The 16980-nt window shown below is 35.2% G+C and carries 19 protein-coding genes; 17 read left to right on the top strand and 2 right to left on the bottom strand.

What is annotated here, in order from left to right:
• Positions 1–50 precede the first annotated feature (50 nt).
• Together UH1x_RS03225 and UH1x_RS03220 are read left to right on the top strand one after the other, a co-directional pair.
• Positions 51–1061, top strand: a complete 1011-nt coding sequence (locus tag UH1x_RS03225; RefSeq protein WP_482625062.1) for a 3-oxoacyl-ACP synthase III family protein — start codon at positions 51–53, stop codon at positions 1059–1061.
• A 393-nt stretch (positions 1062–1454) separates the two neighbouring features.
• Positions 1455–1814 carry a CoA-binding protein gene (locus UH1x_RS03220; protein ID WP_482625060.1) on the top strand — a complete coding sequence of 120 codons (360 nt, stop codon included), beginning with the start codon at positions 1455–1457 and terminating at the stop codon, positions 1812–1814.
• A gap of 19 nt (positions 1815–1833) precedes the next feature.
• On the opposite strand, the gene UH1x_RS03215 is transcribed toward UH1x_RS03220, so the two are convergent.
• Positions 1834–3297, bottom strand: coding sequence for a sodium:solute symporter (locus UH1x_RS03215; RefSeq protein WP_482625059.1), 1464 nt, complete (start codon positions 3295–3297; stop codon positions 1834–1836).
• Positions 3298–3470: 173 nt separating this feature from the next.
• Here UH1x_RS03215 and UH1x_RS03210 point away from each other — a divergent pair, with 173 nt between their 5' ends.
• The 15 genes from UH1x_RS03210 (at position 3471) to UH1x_RS03140 (ending at position 16360) form a co-directional block, all read left to right on the top strand.
• Complete coding sequence (locus UH1x_RS03210; protein WP_482625057.1) at positions 3471–4781, top strand: M20/M25/M40 family metallo-hydrolase; 1311 nt, start codon at positions 3471–3473, stop codon at positions 4779–4781.
• A gap of 108 nt (positions 4782–4889) precedes the next feature.
• Complete coding sequence (recR, locus tag UH1x_RS03205; protein WP_405413656.1) at positions 4890–5510, top strand: recombination mediator RecR; 621 nt, start codon at positions 4890–4892, stop codon at positions 5508–5510.
• 90 nt (positions 5511–5600) lie between these two features.
• On the top strand, positions 5601–7052 hold the full coding sequence (locus UH1x_RS03200) for a dihydrolipoamide acetyltransferase family protein (RefSeq protein WP_482625056.1): 1452 nt from the start codon (positions 5601–5603) through the stop codon (positions 7050–7052).
• A 238-nt stretch (positions 7053–7290) separates the two neighbouring features.
• Positions 7291–8067, top strand: coding sequence for an exonuclease domain-containing protein (locus UH1x_RS03195; RefSeq protein WP_405413661.1), 777 nt, complete (start codon positions 7291–7293; stop codon positions 8065–8067).
• A gap of 1 nt (position 8068) precedes the next feature.
• Positions 8069–8983, top strand: a complete 915-nt coding sequence (locus tag UH1x_RS03190; RefSeq protein ID WP_036155870.1) for a carboxypeptidase-like regulatory domain-containing protein — start codon at positions 8069–8071, stop codon at positions 8981–8983.
• A 6-nt stretch (positions 8984–8989) separates the two neighbouring features.
• Positions 8990–9601 (top strand): fumarylacetoacetate hydrolase family protein, encoded by a 612-nt coding sequence (locus UH1x_RS03185; RefSeq protein WP_482625054.1) that lies wholly within the window; start codon positions 8990–8992, stop codon positions 9599–9601.
• Positions 9601–9939 carry an Hpt domain-containing protein gene (locus UH1x_RS03180; RefSeq protein ID WP_036155865.1) on the top strand — a complete coding sequence of 113 codons (339 nt, stop codon included), beginning with the start codon at positions 9601–9603 and terminating at the stop codon, positions 9937–9939. Before UH1x_RS03185 ends, UH1x_RS03180 begins: the two co-directional genes overlap by 1 nt.
• The gene (locus UH1x_RS03175) at positions 9939–11189 is read left to right on the top strand and encodes a competence/damage-inducible protein A (RefSeq protein ID WP_482625051.1); all 1251 of its coding nucleotides are present in this window, start codon (positions 9939–9941) and stop codon (positions 11187–11189) included. The genes UH1x_RS03180 and UH1x_RS03175 overlap by 1 nt, the downstream gene beginning before the upstream one ends.
• A 69-nt stretch (positions 11190–11258) precedes the next feature.
• Positions 11259–11498, top strand: coding sequence for a 50S ribosomal protein L28 (rpmB, locus tag UH1x_RS03170; RefSeq protein ID WP_036155860.1), 240 nt, complete (start codon positions 11259–11261; stop codon positions 11496–11498).
• A 21-nt stretch (positions 11499–11519) separates the two neighbouring features.
• Positions 11520–11702 carry a 50S ribosomal protein L33 gene (rpmG, locus tag UH1x_RS03165; protein ID WP_027067805.1) on the top strand — a complete coding sequence of 61 codons (183 nt, stop codon included), beginning with the start codon at positions 11520–11522 and terminating at the stop codon, positions 11700–11702.
• A gap of 35 nt (positions 11703–11737) precedes the next feature.
• The gene (locus UH1x_RS03160) at positions 11738–11890 is read left to right on the top strand and encodes a DUF4295 domain-containing protein (RefSeq protein ID WP_071340023.1); all 153 of its coding nucleotides are present in this window, start codon (positions 11738–11740) and stop codon (positions 11888–11890) included.
• An 87-nt stretch (positions 11891–11977) separates the two neighbouring features.
• Positions 11978–12934 (top strand): signal recognition particle-docking protein FtsY, encoded by a 957-nt coding sequence (gene ftsY / locus UH1x_RS03155; protein ID WP_482625048.1) that lies wholly within the window; start codon positions 11978–11980, stop codon positions 12932–12934.
• A 59-nt stretch (positions 12935–12993) separates the two neighbouring features.
• Positions 12994–13815, top strand: a complete 822-nt coding sequence (locus tag UH1x_RS03150) for a DUF2911 domain-containing protein (protein ID WP_482625046.1) — start codon at positions 12994–12996, stop codon at positions 13813–13815.
• Between the two features lie 4 nt (positions 13816–13819).
• Entirely contained in the window at positions 13820–15499 is a 1680-nt protein-coding gene (locus UH1x_RS03145; RefSeq protein ID WP_482625045.1) for an amidase family protein, read from the top strand.
• 15 nt (positions 15500–15514) lie between these two features.
• A complete protein-coding gene (locus UH1x_RS03140; RefSeq protein WP_482625043.1) occupies positions 15515–16360 on the top strand; it encodes a metallophosphoesterase in 846 nt (281 codons plus the stop codon).
• A gap of 9 nt (positions 16361–16369) precedes the next feature.
• On the opposite strand, the gene UH1x_RS03135 is transcribed toward UH1x_RS03140, so the two are convergent.
• Entirely contained in the window at positions 16370–16972 is a 603-nt protein-coding gene (locus UH1x_RS03135) for a nitroreductase family protein (protein WP_482625041.1), read from the bottom strand.
• Positions 16973–16980: the final 8 nt, after the last annotated feature.

Raw genomic sequence — 16980 nt, 5'->3', positions numbered from 1 at the left:
ATATTGCAACACTAATTCAACCTGAGCTTTATCAGGATTAAAAAATTACTATGTATAATTCAAAAATAATCGGCTTAGGTCATTATGTACCTGAAAACGTAGTGACAAACGATGATTTGTCAAAAGTGATGGATACTAATGATGCTTGGATTCAAGAAAGAACCGGTATTAAAGAAAGAAGACATGTAGTTAGGGGTGATGGAGACACCACCACAACTATGGGTGTAAAAGCTGCTAAAATTGCTATTGAAAGAGCTGGTATAGATAAGGATGATATTGATTTTATCGTTTTTGCTACTTTGAGTCCTGATTATTATTTCCCTGGTCCTGGTGTATTGGTTCAACGAGATTTAGGTATTAAAACTGTTGGTGCATTAGACGTTAGAAATCAATGTTCTGGTTTTGTGTATGCTGTTTCTATTGCAGATCAGTATATAAAAACGGGTATGTATAAAAATGTACTAGTTATAGGTTCAGAACTTCACTCTCATGGTTTGGATATGACCACAAGAGGTAGGGGAGTTTCAGTAATTTTCGGTGATGGTGCCGGTGCGGCAGTATTAACTAGAGAAGAAGATACTACCAAAGGTATATTGTCAACGCATCTACATTCAGAAGGTCAGCATGCAGAAGAACTTTCTTTAATTGCACCTGGTATGGGTAATAGATGGGTGACCGATATCATTGAAGATAACTATCCTAATGACGAATCTTATTATCCGCATATGAATGGTCAATTTGTATTTAAAAATGCAGTTGTTCGTTTCAGTGAGGTTATTGTAGAAGGTTTGGAGAAAAATAAATTGAATGCGACCGATATTGATTTATTGGTTCCGCATCAAGCTAACTTGAGAATATCTCAATTTATTCAAAAGAAATTTCAGTTAAGTGATGACCAGGTTTTCAATAATATTATGAAATATGGTAACACTACAGCTGCATCTATCCCTATTGCACTTACAGAAGCATGGGAAGAAGGTAAGGTGAAAAGTGGAGACTTAGTTGTTTTAGCTGCATTTGGTAGTGGTTTTACCTGGGGCAGTGTAATTATTAGATGGTAAAAATAAAGCACCCATAGTTTTGGCTATGGGTGCTATATAGTTTTACTTAATAAGAAAAAACCAACCAATCTTCTTTATTGAACATCCCTATATAAAGTAATAGACGTAATTATGTTCTAAATGTTACTTCTTCATTCGTTATATCGAAAAAATGAAGAGCGGTTAATATGGTAAGTTTTTGTCAAGTGTAAAAAAGAAGAAACCCGAACATTCCAAAATAAATTGGAAGCCGGGCTTCAAATGCTGATAGGCTATACTAAACACTAACCATTAACTATAAACATATAGCGTTACCAACAATATTTTTAAACTCATAAGAGTATCTAACTTTACTAATAGACGAAATATTGTCTTATTAGTTACATATTAGCGCTCTTTTAACATTTTTTTATCATGAAAAAGACCCTAGTGTTCGGAGCCTCCTTAAAACCAAATCGATATAGCAATTTAGCGATACATAGACTTGTTGATTCGGGGGTTGAAACCTTAGCTTTTGGATTAAGAGAAGGTGAGGTTTCTGGTGTCAGTATCAATAACACTTTAGACAAAATTAGTGATATTCATACAATTACCCTATATATTAATCCAAAAAGACAAGAAGAATATTATAATAGTATTATTTCTTTGGCACCAAAACGAGTGATTTTTAATCCTGGAACGGAAAATCACGAGTTTTATAAGCTATTGGAAAATAGCGGTATAGAGGTGGATGTAGCTTGTACTTTGGTACTTTTAGGAACTGGTCAATACTAAGTAATATCGCTAATACTGGCTACAGCTTTTTTTTACGAATGAGCCATAATCCTACAAAGGTTAGCAGACCATTCAACGGTAAAAGTTCATATCCGAAGACATAGCCACCAAAATAGTCACTAGGTAGCTTCGCTAAAATGAGAATTATGGAGACGCAAACCAGAGCTACGACCCATACATATTTATCTTTTACTTGATGTTTGGTGAAAATCCCGAAAGAGAATAATCCTAGTAACGGTCCGTAGGTGTATGAGGCAACAGTGAGCAGCCCGTCAATTACATTTTTGTCCAATATATATTTAAAAGAAATAACCACTAAAATTAATAGAGCGCTCATGCCTACATGGGTCATTCTACGGGTCTTTTTTGCTACTTGTTCAGATTTTTTCTCTGTTCCAAGAAAATCTATACAAAATGATGTGGTCAAAGAGGTAAGTGCACTGTCTGCGCTACTGTAAGCAGCTGCAATTAAACCTAACATAAACGTAACTGCAACCGTTATGCCTAAACCACTATTTAGTGCTATTTCTGGAAATAAAAGATCAGACTTTGGTGAGCCGTCCATAAGAGGTAGTGCAATGTTATGCGCATCTGCATAAATAAATAACAGAGCACCAAGAAGCATAAAAACAAAAGTAACTACCACCAGTACAATACTGAAGCTAACCATATTTTTTTGAGCCTCACCTAAGTTTCTACATGTTAGGTTTTTTTGCATCATATCTTGATCAAGTCCCGTCATGCATATGGTAATGAACATTCCACCTAAAAACGATTTTACCAGATGGTTTTTAGAAGAAAGATCGTCAATAAAAAAGGTTTTGCTATACTGACCTAATTCAGGAGAGTTTAGAAACTCCATAAAAGTCCAATCCATTTTTTCGAGTATAAAATAAATGGATAACCCCACTGATATCAACATAAACAAAGTTTGCAAGGTATCGGTCCAAACAATTGTTTTAATTCCGCCTTTAAAAGTATAGATCCAAATTAGTAGTATGGATAGAATAACAGTAATTTCAAAAGGAACATTCCAAGCATCGAACACGAATTGCTGCAGAACAATAGCTACCAGAAATAAACGAAAAGCAGCGCCAAGAACTCTTGAGATGAAAAATGAAATAGCGCCCACTTTATAACTTACAAAGCCAAATCTATCATCTAAATACTGATAAATAGAGGTTACATTCTGCTTGTAATAAATAGGAAGCAGTACAAACGCGGTAACCATGTAGCCTAAAAAGTACCCAAAAACAACTTGCATATAGCTGAATTCAGAAGCTTTTACCCAACCTGGTACAGAAATAAAGGTAACACCAGATAAAGAGGCGCCCACCATACCAAATGCTACCAAATACCATGGCGACTGTTTACCTGCCTTAAAAAAATCTTCGTTAGAATCGTTTTTACCAGTGAAATATGAAATAATCAACAGCAAAACAAAGTAGCCAGAAATTAAAAGTAAAATATGAAAGGCGTTCATGGTGTAAAATTTGCGGCAAATTACAAAAAGTTAAAGGAGCTTGTGAGATAACTTAAAATCTTGGAGCTTAATTTGAGAATACTTTAATTAAGAAACGATAAAGGTGGTTTACATTTCATTACCGATTTAATTTTGATACCTTTTCGAATATCGAATTCTAAATAAAAATAATTATGAATAAGGGGCATTTTTTGAAAAATAAAACCTTTTTAGGTTTACTGATTTTCGGCTTGCTATTAAGTAATGTATTAAAGGGTCAAGAGAGTGTAGTTGCGGATAAGAAAATTGATAAGGCAGTCGGTAAGCTTCTAAAAGATAAAAAAATAAAAAATGCTTTTAAGATTATAGATGCTATCGAGGATGAAACAGAACGTGATTTAATTACGTTAACAGAAATTCCTGCTCCACCTTTTATGGAGGCTGAGAGGGCAGAAGCATTTAAGGAAATGTTTATGGAAGCAGGTTTAGATGAAGTTTCAATAGACGAAGTCGGTAATGTTATAGCAATAAGAAAAGGAACAATTGGCGGTAAAATAGTTGTTTTAGATGCTCATTTAGATACCGTATTCCCAGAAGGGACAAATGTAAAAGTGGTAAAAAAAGGAGATACTTTAGTTGCACCAGGCGTTGGAGATGATACCAGAGGGTTGGCAATGTTACTAGCTATTTTCAAAGCTATGAAGAAAGCTGATGTAAGTACTGAGGCAGACGTTTGGTTTGTTGGTTCTGTAGGTGAAGAAGGATTAGGAGATTTACGTGGGGTAAAGCATTTGTTCAGAGATGGGGCTACAAAAATAGATTCATGGATATCTATAGATGGTGGTACGGTAGGCAGAGTCAATAATGCAGGTTTAGGTTCTGTAAGGTATAAGGCGCTGTTTAAAGGAAAAGGAGGGCATTCATGGGGTGCATTCGGATTGGCAAATCCACATCACGCACTTGGTTTTGCTATTAAGGAGTTTACTGAAAATGCTAAAGCATTTACCGATGAAGGAGCTAAAACAAGTTTTAATATTGGTAGAATAGGAGGAGGTACTTCGGTTAATTCTATTCCTTTTGAATCTTGGATGGAAGTTGATATGCGGTCTGTTGATAGTGGTCGATTAAAAGAAGTAGAAGCTATTTTTAAAGAATCTATGGAAACTGCTTTAAAGGCATATAATAAAACAGGTATTGATGATGAAATATCATTAGAGCTTATAAAAATTGGCGATAGACCATCGGGCGAGCTTTCATTAGACACTCCTTTAGTACAACGTGCCATTAGTGCAACCAATTTATTTGGATATAAGCCAAGTCTTACTAGGGGTTCTACAAATAGTAATATTCCTATTTCTATGGGCATACCGGCAATTACTATTGGTAGAGGAGGTATTGGCGGTGGTGCACATTCACTTCATGAATGGTGGCTTAATGAAAATGGTGCAGAAGCTATTAAATTGGCAATGTTGCTTACTGCTATTGAAGCTGGTTATGTAAAATAGCGGTTGTTGGTAAGATTTTTTCGATAATTTTTAAATGTTAAATAATTTTATGAAAACCGTAAGAGTTGATTTTCAAGTTTAGTTGTAAATTTATCCCGACAAAAACTTATGGATTTCTCATCTAAATTATTGGAAAACGCAGTGTATGAAGTTTCGCAATTACCAGGTATTGGTAAGCGTACTGCATTACGTTTGGTATTGCATTTATTAAAACAGCCAGAGCAGCGTACAGAAAATCTTTCTACGTCTTTGGTAGATTTAAGAGGTAGAATTCAATTTTGTGAAAATTGCCATAATATTTCAGATACAACCATGTGCGAAATATGTGCCAACCCTAAAAGAGATGGCGCATTGGTTTGTGTCGTTGAAGATATTAGAGATGTCATGGCAATTGAAAATACAGGTCAATTTAGGGGTAAGTACCATGTTCTTGGTGGTAAAATATCCCCTATGGAAGGCATTGGTCCGCAAAATTTGAAAATAGGAACTTTGGTGGATAAAGTGAGAAAAGGCGTAATAAAGGAGTTGATTTTTGCGTTGAGTTCTACCATGGAGGGCGATACCACCAATTTTTATATTTTTAGACAGATAGAAGGATTGGATGTAAAAACGTCTACCATAGCAAGAGGAATAGCGGTTGGCGACGAATTGGAGTATGCAGATGAGGTCACTTTGGGTCGTAGTATCTTAAATAGGGTGCCATTTGAAGGGTCGTTAAGACAAGATTAGTACTTGATTTTCGTTTAAATATCAATAAAAAGGTATTTATTTTATTATTTTTGCAAAAAACATAAACAAAACAAGCTTTAAATTATCGATATGTCAAAATTTGAATTGAAACTACCACGTATGGGAGAGAGTGTTGCAGAAGCAACATTGACGTCATGGTTGAAAGAGGTAGGTGATACGATTGAGATGGACGAGGCCATTTTTGAAATTGCTACGGATAAGGTTGATAGTGAAGTGCCAAGTGAGGTTGATGGTGTTTTAATTGAAAAATGCTTTAATGTTGATGATGTGGTAGAGGTCGGTCAAACAGTAGCAATAATTCAAGTAGGTGGTGATGTTGATGTTAGTGATGCTACAGATACCGTTCAAGATATAGCAGAACCAGAGCCGGTTCTTCAAGAAATGGTTGCAGCGGCAGAATCAGCGGTGATGCATGCAAGAGCAGAGACATCTACGGCGCAATTAAATGGAACTTCTGATCGTTTTTACTCTCCTTTAGTTAAGAATATAGCAAAAGAAGAAGGTATTTCTTTTGAAGTTCTTGAAACAATTTCAGGAACAGGAAAGGACGGCAGAGTAACCAAAGATGATATATTAAACTACGTTAAAACCGGAGAAAGTAAGCCGGTTGCAAAGGTAGCGACTCCAGAAAGAGTTGTTGTACAAGATAGGGTTGAGGCACCGGTTAAGGTAGCTGCCCCTGCACCTGCACAGGAAAAAGTTGCAGCGCCTGCAGTGACGGCTAAGGCGGCACCGGCCGCTCCGGCAAGTGCTCCAGCGCCAACGCCAGCTAGTGCCCCTGCTCCAGAAAAACCAAAAATGCAGGTTTCTCGTGGCGATGAGGTAATACCTATGACAAGAATGGGCAAGTTAATTGCCAAACATATGACGGATAGTGTTACTACATCTGCACATGTACAGAGTTTTATAGAGGTAGATGTAACCAATATTGTTACATGGCGTAATAAAATTAAAGATGCATTCTTTAAAAGAGAAGGTGAGAAGTTTACGTTCACACCAATTTTTATGGAAGCTGTTGCTGTGGCATTGAAGAAATATCCTATGATGAATATTTCAGTTGATGGTGATAATGTTATAAAAAAGAAGAATATAAATATAGGTATGGCAGCAGCTCTGCCAGATGGTAATTTGATAGTTCCGGTAATAAAAAATGCGGATCAATTAAATCTATTAGGTATAGCTAAAGTTGTAAATGATTTGGCAGACCGTTCTAGAAATAATGCACTTAAGCCAGATGAGGTACAGGGTGGTACTTATACGGTAACCAATGTTGGTACATTTGGTAGTGTGTTTGGAACTCCTATAATCAATCAGCCACAGGTAGGTATTATGGCATTGGGAGCTATAAGAAAAATTCCTTCAGTTATTGAAACTTTGGAAGGTGATGTAATTGCAGTACGTAGTAAAATGTATTTATCTCATAGCTATGATCACAGAGTGGTTAATGGCGCTTTAGGTAGTATGTTCGCCAAAGCTGTTGCAGACTATCTGGAAGGTTGGGATGTTAATAGAGAGGTGTAAACCTAAAGAGATATTATAATTATAGTACCCCATTATACAAAATGTATAATGGGGTATTTTTTTTCTAATTGTATAGTTTGTAATTCATTGTACATGTTGGTTTAGGTAATATAAAATGGATTAACTATTTAGGTAAATCCGTATTTTCTTCAGCTTTTTGATTTGAAATAAAATTAATCCCAAGTAATTTTATGTGTCTAAAAAACGAAAGTGTATTTTTGTTAAAAGTTGAACACTTATGGAATTAAAGCTTACCAGACCTATTTGTTTCTTTGATTTAGAGACAACTGGGATCAATGTAGCAAAAGATCGTATTGTAGAAATAGCGATTTTAAAAGTATACCCTAACGGTAATAAAGAAAGTAAAACATGGCTGGTGAATCCTGAAATGGTGATACCGGAAGAGGTAATTGCCGTTCATGGTATTACTAATGAAAAGGTGGCTAACGAGCCAACCTTCAAAGAACTTTCTAAAGAAATTTATAAGATTATAAAGGATAGTGATTTAGGCGGATTCAATTCTGACCGATTCGATATTCCTTTGTTGGCAGAAGAATTATTGCGTGCAGATATAGATTTTGATATGAAAAATACGGTATCTGTAGATGTACAGACCATTTTTCATAAAATGGAAAAACGTACACTAGAAGCTGCTTATAAATTTTATTGCGATAAAGACCTTACCGATGCCCACAGTGCCGCGGCAGATACCAATGCTACTTATGAGGTGTTACTTTCTCAGTTAGATAGGTATCCTGACTTGGAAAACAATATTAAAAAACTATCAGAATTCTCAAGAAGAAAGCAATCTGTAGATTTCGCAGGTTTTATAGCAATGGATGAAGAAGGAGAAGAAGTTTTCTCTTTTGGTAAGCATAAAGGTAAAAAAGTACATGCGGTTTTAGAAAATGAACCAGGTTATTTTGGCTGGATGCTAAATGCAGATTTCCCATTGTATACTAAAAAGATTCTTACTCAAATTAAACTGAGCAAACTCAATAATAAATTAGGTTAAAATGCGAATTTGTTTAGTATTATTTTTATTGATAATGGGTATTGGTCACGCCCAAGAAGTTTTGGTTGAAGGTCATGTATATGATGATAAAACCAAAACCGCAGTACCGTATGCCAACATAAGTTTTCTAAAAACGCTCAAAGGAACTTCTAGTGATGAAGAGGGTTATTTTTATATAGATGTTCCAGAATCATATTTAGAGCGCGACGTGCATATTTCAGCATTAGGATTTAAAGACACCATAATGTCTGCCAGAGTTATTTCTGAAAAGAAGAAAATCTACATGAAAGAAGAAACCTTTGAGCTTGAAGAGGTGGTGGTTTCTCAAAGTTTGGGTGATTCACAGGTGTTAAATCCTGTGAGTTCCTATAGTATTAAAAGTGGATTCTCGTCTGCAGAGACCCCTTGGGTATTGGCTTTGTATTTTCCCAATATAGGTGCTGCCAAAAAGTATCTGCAGAAAATAACTATTCATGTACAACAGAATAGCAAGTTTAAAAGAGCTTCGTCTAAATTTAGACTTCGTGTTTATGATGTAGATAAAAAAACACGTAAACCAAATCACGATTTAATTCGTAAAAGTATCATATTAGAAAGCTCTACAAAAGAAGATTATGTTTCCATAGATCTTTCAAGCATGGGTATAAGAATGCCAGACGAAGGTGTGTATATTGGGCTTGAGTGGATTTTCCTTCCTTATAATTGGTATACAAATACGTACAAACACGCCATTACAAATAAGAATGTAGTGGAAGATCGTTTTGCACCTACATTTGCTGCGGTGTATCAAAAGAATCAGAATTTTAAAACTATGGTTTACGGTATGGGCGAGTGGAATGAATTTGGGATAAAGGCACCTGGTAATAATGAAAACTTAATACCTGCCATCAGTTTAAAATTATCTAAGAAAAAATAAGTCCGGATGAAAATTATATGCATAGGTAGAAATTATACAGCTCATATTGATGAACTGAAGAATGAGAGACCGGAAGAACCGGTGGTTTTTATAAAGCCAGATTCATCTGTTTTGCCTAAACAGCAAGATTTTTATATTCCAGAATTTACGGATAATGTGCATTATGAGGTTGAGGTATTGGTGAAAATTAAAAAAGTAGGTAAGCATATAGCTAAGGAATTTGCACCTACTTACTATGATGAAATAGGACTGGGTATAGATTTTACTGCAAGAGATTTGCAATCTAAATTAAAAGATAAAGGCTTGCCATGGGAAAAATCGAAAGGTTTTGATGGTGCTGCTGTGATAGGGGAATGGCTTCCTAAAACTGATTTTGAGGATATTAATAACCTAAATTTTAAGTTGTTAAAGAATGGTGAAGTCGTTCAAGAAGGCAATACCAGTTTAATGCTTTGGAAGATAGATGAAATAATTGCTTATGTTTCAACGTTCTTTATGTTAAAAAAAGGAGATATTGTTTTTACCGGAACACCTGCGGGTGTTGGGAAAATAAGTCCAAATGACTATCTTACGGGTAGTTTGGAAGACAAAGAGCTTTTTAACTTAAAAATTAAGTGATGATTTATAGCCTGGATAAGATTAATGAGATGGCAGAGGGGGATCAGGATTTTATAAATTCTGTTATATCTGTTTTTTTGGAAGAAGTACCTGAAGATTTAGAGGCTCTAGAAAAAGCCCTTCAAGAAAAAGACCATGATCAAGTATATAAACTTGCTCATAAAATAAAGCCAAATGTTGATCTGCTAGGAATGGAACAAACACGTGCCATAGCCTTGGAGTTAGAAACTTTAGGTAAGCAAGAGGCTAATATGGCGGAGATCGAGAAAAGATTTCCAATGCTAAAGACCGATATCAATCAGGTTGTGGCAGAATTAAAAAATGACTTCCAGTTATAATGCTTGCAGAAATTATTACTATTGGCGATGAAATTCTCATCGGTCAAGTTATTGATACCAACTCTGCATTTATAGGTAAGGAGTTAAATAAGATCGGTATCTCGGTTTATCAAATTACTTCTATTCAAGATGAACGTAAACATTTATTAAATGCTTTTAAAGATGCATCAGAACGTGTAGATGTAGTCATCATCACAGGTGGTCTGGGTCCTACAAAAGATGATATTACCAAACACACTTTATGCGAGTTCTTTAATGATACCCTTGTTGAGAATACAGAGGTATTGGCGCATGTAGAAGAGCTGTTCGCTAAATATATAAGTAATACCCCAATATCCGATATTAATAGGATGCAGGCTCTAGTACCTAGTAAGGCAGAAGTCTTGCATAATGCAAATGGTACCGCTCCTGGTATGTTGATAAGGGAAAATGAAGTTACGTTTATTTCTATGCCGGGTGTGCCTTTTGAAATGAAGCACCTAATGACAGAATCTGTGATTCCTAAACTGGCATCCTATTACAAAAGACCACATATTATCCATAGAACTGTAGTTACTTATGGTTTGGGGGAAAGTGCAATTGCCAAACGTATAGAGGCTTGGGAAGATGCATTGCCGGTTAATATAAAATTAGCTTATTTACCTAATCTAGGTAAAGTGAGGTTGCGTTTATCGGGTAAAGGACCTAGTCTTGATGAGTTGGAAACGGCGATGAACGCTGAAATTGAAAAATTACACCTTTTAATCGATGATATTATATTTGGTCTTGAAGATGACGAAAGTATAGAAGATATTGTAGCGAAATTATTGACTAGCAAAAATTTAACCTTATCCACTGCAGAGAGTTTTACAGGTGGTAAAATTGCCGAGAAGATTACTTCAATACCTGGTGCGTCCAATTATTTTAAAGGAAGTGTGGTCAGTTATGCTACAGAAGCAAAAATAAATGTATTGAATGTGTCTAAAGAAATTGTAGATGAATATTCTGTAGTTAGTGCAGAAGTTGCTACGGCAATGGCAAAAGGGGCAAAAGAATTGCTAAAAACCGATTATGCAATAGCAACAACTGGTAATGCAGGACCTACAAAAGGAGATTCAAATGCAGAGGTTGGAACGGTATTTATTGCGATCGATGGTCCGAAGTCAAAATATGTACAAAAATTTCAAATGGGAAGCACCCGTGAGAGAGTTGTGGAAAAGTCTGTAAATAAGGCATTTGAGCTTCTTCAAAAAGAAATTTTAAAAATGTGATCTTTATTGTTGTTGGAACGATAAAAAAGATATAAATTTGCACCCTGTTTAAAAGAAAAAGTCAGCACGATGTCAAAAGTTTGTGAAATTACGGGTAAGAAGGCGATGTTTGGAAACAATGTTTCGTTTTCCATTAATAAAACTAGAAGAAGATTTGATGTAAATCTATCTAAAAAACGTTTTTACATTCCAGAGGAAGACCGTTGGATAACTCTTAAAGTATCTACAAGAGCTTTAAAAAGTATCAATAAGAAAGGTATATCTGCTGTTTTAAAAGAAGCAAAAGCAAAAGGATTCGTTATTAAGTAATCTGGAAAATAGAGCGATAAGATGGCAAAGAAAGGTAATAGAATACAAGTTATATTAGAATGCACTGAGCATAAAGAATCTGGTCAACCAGGTACTTCAAGATATATCACTACCAAGAATAAGAAGAATACTCCTGAGAGATTGGAAATTAAAAAATTCAATCCTATTCTTAAGAGAATGACCCTTCACAAAGAAATTAAATAGATTTTCACTTTAGAGAATCACAAAAAATATAAGTCATGGCTAAGAAAACCGTAGCAAGTTTACAGACAAGTTCTAAAAGATTGACAAAAGCTATAAAAATGGTTAAGTCACCAAAATCAGGTGCTTACGTTTTTGTAGAACAAGTAATGCCACCAGAATTGGTAGATGCTTGGATTGCCAAGAAATAAGAAATATAACTTTTAGTAGTTATTGAGCCCCTTTCCTACGAAAGGGGCTTTTTAATTTTTTATATTTGACTAACCATACAATCAAAAATGAGTTTATTTAAAAAAATATTTTCTTCTCAGAAAAAGGAAACCTTAGATAAAGGTTTGGAGAAAACAAAAACTAGCTTCTTTTCTAAATTAGGAAAAGCAGTTGCCGGTAAGTCTAAAGTTGATGATGATGTTCTAGATAATCTTGAAGAAGTACTGGTTTCTTCAGATGTTGGTGTAGATACTACATTGAAAATTATTGAAAGAATAGAAGCAAGGGTAGCTCGAGATAAGTATGTAGGTACAGATGAGCTTAACTCTATTTTAAGAGCTGAAATTGCTGGTCTGCTTTCAGAAACTAATGACAGCGAAACTGGGGATATTCAGATACCAAAAGATAAAAAGCCCTATGTAATAATGGTCGTTGGTGTAAATGGTGTTGGTAAAACAACCACTATTGGTAAGTTGGCACATAGATATAAAAACCAGGGTTTAAAAGTAGTGTTGGGTGCTGCAGATACATTTAGAGCAGCTGCAATTGATCAGTTACAAGTTTGGGCTGATCGTGTAGATGTGCCCATTGTAAAACAACAAATGGGAAGTGATCCTGCATCCGTTGCTTTTGATACGTTGAGTTCTGCCGTTACCCAAGATGCAGATGTAGTTATCATAGATACGGCTGGGCGTTTGCATAATAAGGTGAACTTAATGAATGAGTTGACCAAGGTTAAACGTGTAATGCAGAAGGTAGTTGAAGATACGCCGCATGAAGTATTATTGGTGTTAGATGGTTCTACGGGTCAAAATGCATTTGAACAAGCAAAACAGTTTACAAAGGCTACGGAAGTAACTGCCTTAGCCATCACCAAATTAGATGGAACGGCAAAAGGTGGTGTTGTTATCGGAATTTCTGATCAATTCAAAATTCCGGTGAAGTATATTGGTGTAGGTGAAGGTATTGAAGATTTACAGGCATTTAATAAGCACGAGTTTGTAGATTCATTCTTTAAAATTTAAAATTGAGATACGGCTGGTTCATACTTCCTCTTTTAATATGTAGTCTGAGTTGGGGGCAAATGAACCACCCTAAAGCTAGTCCGTTTGCTAAGATTGAACAAGAAGTCGGGCTTTCAAAAATTACTATAGCATATTCAAGGCCATCTGCTAAGGGTCGCACTTTATTTGGCAATCAACCTAATGGTGAACCTGGTCTAGTACCTAACGGTCGTATTTGGAGGGTAGGAGCAAATGAATCTACCAAAATTACTTTTAGTACTGATGTTTTAATAGATGGAAATAAACTTTCTAAAGGTACTTATGCCCTATATGCTTTTCCTGAGGAAGAAGAATGGCAAATAGTTTTTCATAACAATACTACACATTGGGGAGATGGCAGGGCGAATTACAATGCTGAAGAAGATGCATTACGGTTTGTGGTTAAGCCCACACATAAAAACGATTTTCAGGAGACATTTTTAATTTCGTTCGATAATATTGATCACAACCAAGCATCAATTTTTTTAAATTGGGGAACTACTCAAGTAGTAATTCCTATTATGTTTGATACAACATCTATGATGCAAGAACAGATAGATGAATTATTATCAAAAGAACCCACTGCACAAACTTATTACGAAATTGCACGATATTATCAAGAGCAGGGTTTGTACCCCAAAAAGGCACTTGATTATGTTGATAAAGCAATTGAATTGGAAGGTGATACATACTACTTTCATAGGGTGAGATCTTTAATATTGGGAGATTTAAAAAAATATGAAGCTGCCATCAATGCATCTAACATTTCCATAAGTCTAGCCGAAAAAGAAGGTAAAGATGAATTTGTTCGATTGAACAAGAATGATATCATGAAATGGAAAACTATTCAAACAAATAAATAACAGTATGAAAAAACTTGTATTATTATTAATCATCATTGTTATAAGTGCATGTAAGAACAAGCAGGAAACGCAAAAAGAGGAAGTAGTTCTTTGGACTTCCTATAATGATTCTACTGAAGTTGCTGACAATGCTGATCACGAGAATGGACGTATGCAGTACAAGCTGATTCAATCTAAGGTATTAGATAAGAATGAGGTTTTTATGCCTTTGTATGAAGAGGTTTCTAAGTTTACTGAGGCTCAATATAAAGAGTTGCTTCCCATGATTTTGGAACAAGATATTTTTGTTATTAGAAATCATATAAAAGAGGGTAGGCTTACTTATGAAAATCTAGTGTTGTTTTATTTACATCGTATTTATAAGTATGAACTGGATAATACGACAACTTTAAATACTGTCATCGCTCTTAATAAAGATGTAGTAAACCAAGCCCAAGAATTAGATAGGCAGAATGAAAAAGGAATAGCGGCTCAAGTTCAGCACCCAATTTATGGTATGCCTATTTTGCTGAAAGACAATATTAATACATTGGGTATGAAAACGACAGCGGGTTCAATTGCTTTAATGGATAATGAAGTTGATGATTCGTTTATGGTTCAACAATTAAAAAAGAACGGAGCTTTAATCTTAGGTAAAGTTAATTTAAGTGAATGGGCGTATTTTTTATGCTCAGGTTGTCCAGTAGGGTATAGTGCTTATGGTGGTCAAACACTAAATCCTTACGGGAGAAGAGTCTTTGAAACAGGTGGTTCAAGTTCTGGAAGTGGTACGGCCGTTGCGGCAAATTATGCAGTTGCAGCAGTAGGTACGGAAACCTCGGGTTCTATTTTATCACCAAGTAGTCAAAATTCTGTAGTAGGCTTAAAACCAACTATAGGCTTATTGAGTAGGTCAGGCATAGTTCCTATTTCTAGCACATTAGATACTCCCGGTCCTATGACAAAGAACGTTAAGGATAATGCCATTTTATTGTCTGCTATGTTGGGTTATGATAAATTGGATGCCGCTTCTGTAGAAGATAATTTTCCGGGTGTATTATCTGCAGGATTACATCCCATACCTTTTTCAGAAATGAGATTGGGTGCTATCAAAGAACTGATGGAGACTGATAGTATTTATAAACAAACCATTGAAGATTTAAAAGAAGCTGGTGCAACAATTGTAACTTTTACACCGCCAGAAGTTGCCATGGATGGCTTTCTAAGTATTTTAAATATTGATATGCGGAATGATTTAAAGTCGTATTTAAAAGAATATACCAACCCTGAGTTAGTGAAAATTTCTTCAATTACAGATGCGGTGGCATTTAATAATACAGATTCATTGGTTAGAATACCATATGGTCAAGCATTATTCAATGGTATACTTTCAGATTCTACTACAACGACCGAATTAGAGGAGATAAAATCTAATCTTGAAACAAATGGACGAACTTTCTTCGATACAGCGATGGATAAGTACAAGCTGGATGCTGTTTTATCTATTAATAATTACCACGCAGGTTATGCTGCAGTTGCCAAGTACCCTGCTTTGACGATACCTATGGGGTATAAAATATCGGGCGAACCGATAAGCTTAACTTTTATAGGAAAACAGTTTTCAGAAGCGCAACTGTTAAGGCTGGGAAAATCATATGAAGACAAATTTCAAAAGCGTGTGACACCTAAAGACTATCAAAACTAAATTTATTCACTTAAAATGAAAAGAAGAAACTTTGTCAAAAAGACTTTTCAGTGGGTAGCAGGGCTAGGTTTGTTAACAGGATTGTACAGTTGGCAAATAGAGCCTTTTTGGATGCAATTTGTGTATGTAAATATGCCTTTGAAGAACTTACCGGATTCACTGGTTGGTAAAACGGTAATGCAAATAAGTGATGTGCATATTGGGAATTCTTTTGATTATCAATACATCATAGATTCATTTAAAGAAGCCCAAGAATTGAATCCTGATTTTGTAGTGTATACCGGTGACTATGTTACCTATGAAGACAATGAACAACTAAACCAGTTGCAAGAGGTATTAAAATTTGTGGTTAAAGGCACTTTGGGTACTATTGGTATATTAGGTAATCACGATTACGGAATTGATTTTGTAGAAGATGATGTCGCGCAAAAAATCACGAAGAGTTTAGAAGATGTAGGGGTAACGATGCTGCGTAATGATGCAATAGAAATAAACGGACTCAATTTTTTGGGTATGGATGACTTTTGGGGAAGTAATTTTTATCCTGAAAAAGCCATTGCAAAATACAATCCTGAGAAAGCAAATATTACCCTATGTCACAATCCGGATGTATGTGATCTTCCCGTTTGGAATAATTTTGAAGGTTGGATACTTTCTGGTCATACTCATGGCGGACAAGTTAAACCACCTTTTTTGCCGCCACTTATTTTACCCGTTAAAAACAAAAATTACGATGCTGGTATAAAAGATTTAAAAGACGGAAGAACACTGTATATTAATAGCGCATTAGGTTGTTTGCGTCAAGTGCGTTTTAATGTAAGACCAGAAATTACGGTATTTGAATTGGCTAAAGAAGTTTAAAATCTTAGACTAATCAATTGATTGAATCACGGTATCTGCAGCCAATCTAGATTTACCTATTAAATTAGGTTGTGTAGTATCATTTTCATCTCGGTAGCCAATTGCCACAGAAAATAAAACCTTGTGATCTTCGATACTAAGTATGTCCTTGTATTTAGTAGCGTCTATACCTTCCATAGGAGTCGAGTCTATTTCCATAGATGCACATGCGGCCAAAAAGAATCCTAACGTAATATACACTTGATGAGATAACCAATTAACCGTTTTCTCTTTTGATTGCGTTTTTATGTATTGCTTGTAAAACTTTATAGAATTTTCAAGTAAATTTTCTTCAACACGTTTTTCAAATTCCTCAAGATTATCCATAACACTAAAAACGACCAAATGACTAGCATTTTTTATTTTAGGCGCATTAGAATATGAAGCATCAGCTAAGGCATTTTTCACCTGTTCATTAGAAACGAATGTGAATAACCAGGGTTGACTATTAATAGAAGACGGACTTAATTTTAGAATGTGTTTTAAATCTTCAATATCTGAATTTGAGATTTTTCTAGATACATTATATTTCTGTGTAGTGTATCTTTTTTCTGCAATACTTCTAAAATCCATTTTACAAT

The sequence above is a fragment of the Maribacter sp. UH1 genome, from assembly GCF_056839145.1.
The sequence above is the reverse complement of the archived record's forward strand: the minus strand, read 5'-3'. Positions and strand labels throughout refer to the sequence as shown.

Bases quoted from the DNA above. Each gene is read 5' to 3' on its own strand.
- recR (WP_405413656.1), top strand. From the start codon at position 4,890: ATGGATTTCTCATCTAAATTATTGGAAAACGCAGTGTATGAAGTTTCG.
- UH1x_RS03195 (WP_405413661.1), top strand. From the start codon at position 7,291: ATGGAATTAAAGCTTACCAGACCTATTTGTTTCTTTGATTTAGAGACA.
- UH1x_RS03150 (WP_482625046.1), top strand. From the start codon at position 12,994: ATGAACCACCCTAAAGCTAGTCCGTTTGCTAAGATTGAACAAGAAGTC.
- UH1x_RS03180 (WP_036155865.1), top strand. From the start codon at position 9,601: ATGATTTATAGCCTGGATAAGATTAATGAGATGGCAGAGGGGGATCAG.
- ftsY (WP_482625048.1), top strand. From the start codon at position 11,978: ATGAGTTTATTTAAAAAAATATTTTCTTCTCAGAAAAAGGAAACCTTA.
- UH1x_RS03210 (WP_482625057.1), top strand. From the start codon at position 3,471: ATGAATAAGGGGCATTTTTTGAAAAATAAAACCTTTTTAGGTTTACTG.
- UH1x_RS03220 (WP_482625060.1), top strand. From the start codon at position 1,455: ATGAAAAAGACCCTAGTGTTCGGAGCCTCCTTAAAACCAAATCGATAT.
- rpmB (WP_036155860.1), top strand. From the start codon at position 11,259: ATGTCAAAAGTTTGTGAAATTACGGGTAAGAAGGCGATGTTTGGAAAC.
- UH1x_RS03200 (WP_482625056.1), top strand. From the start codon at position 5,601: ATGTCAAAATTTGAATTGAAACTACCACGTATGGGAGAGAGTGTTGCA.
- rpmG (WP_027067805.1), top strand. From the start codon at position 11,520: ATGGCAAAGAAAGGTAATAGAATACAAGTTATATTAGAATGCACTGAG.
- UH1x_RS03135 (WP_482625041.1), bottom strand. From the start codon at position 16,972: ATGGATTTTAGAAGTATTGCAGAAAAAAGATACACTACACAGAAATAT.
- UH1x_RS03185 (WP_482625054.1), top strand. From the start codon at position 8,990: ATGAAAATTATATGCATAGGTAGAAATTATACAGCTCATATTGATGAA.
- UH1x_RS03190 (WP_036155870.1), top strand. From the start codon at position 8,069: ATGCGAATTTGTTTAGTATTATTTTTATTGATAATGGGTATTGGTCAC.
- UH1x_RS03145 (WP_482625045.1), top strand. From the start codon at position 13,820: ATGAAAAAACTTGTATTATTATTAATCATCATTGTTATAAGTGCATGT.
- UH1x_RS03140 (WP_482625043.1), top strand. From the start codon at position 15,515: ATGAAAAGAAGAAACTTTGTCAAAAAGACTTTTCAGTGGGTAGCAGGG.
- UH1x_RS03175 (WP_482625051.1), top strand. From the start codon at position 9,939: ATGCTTGCAGAAATTATTACTATTGGCGATGAAATTCTCATCGGTCAA.
- UH1x_RS03215 (WP_482625059.1), bottom strand. From the start codon at position 3,297: ATGAACGCCTTTCATATTTTACTTTTAATTTCTGGCTACTTTGTTTTG.
- UH1x_RS03160 (WP_071340023.1), top strand. From the start codon at position 11,738: ATGGCTAAGAAAACCGTAGCAAGTTTACAGACAAGTTCTAAAAGATTG.
- UH1x_RS03225 (WP_482625062.1), top strand. From the start codon at position 51: ATGTATAATTCAAAAATAATCGGCTTAGGTCATTATGTACCTGAAAAC.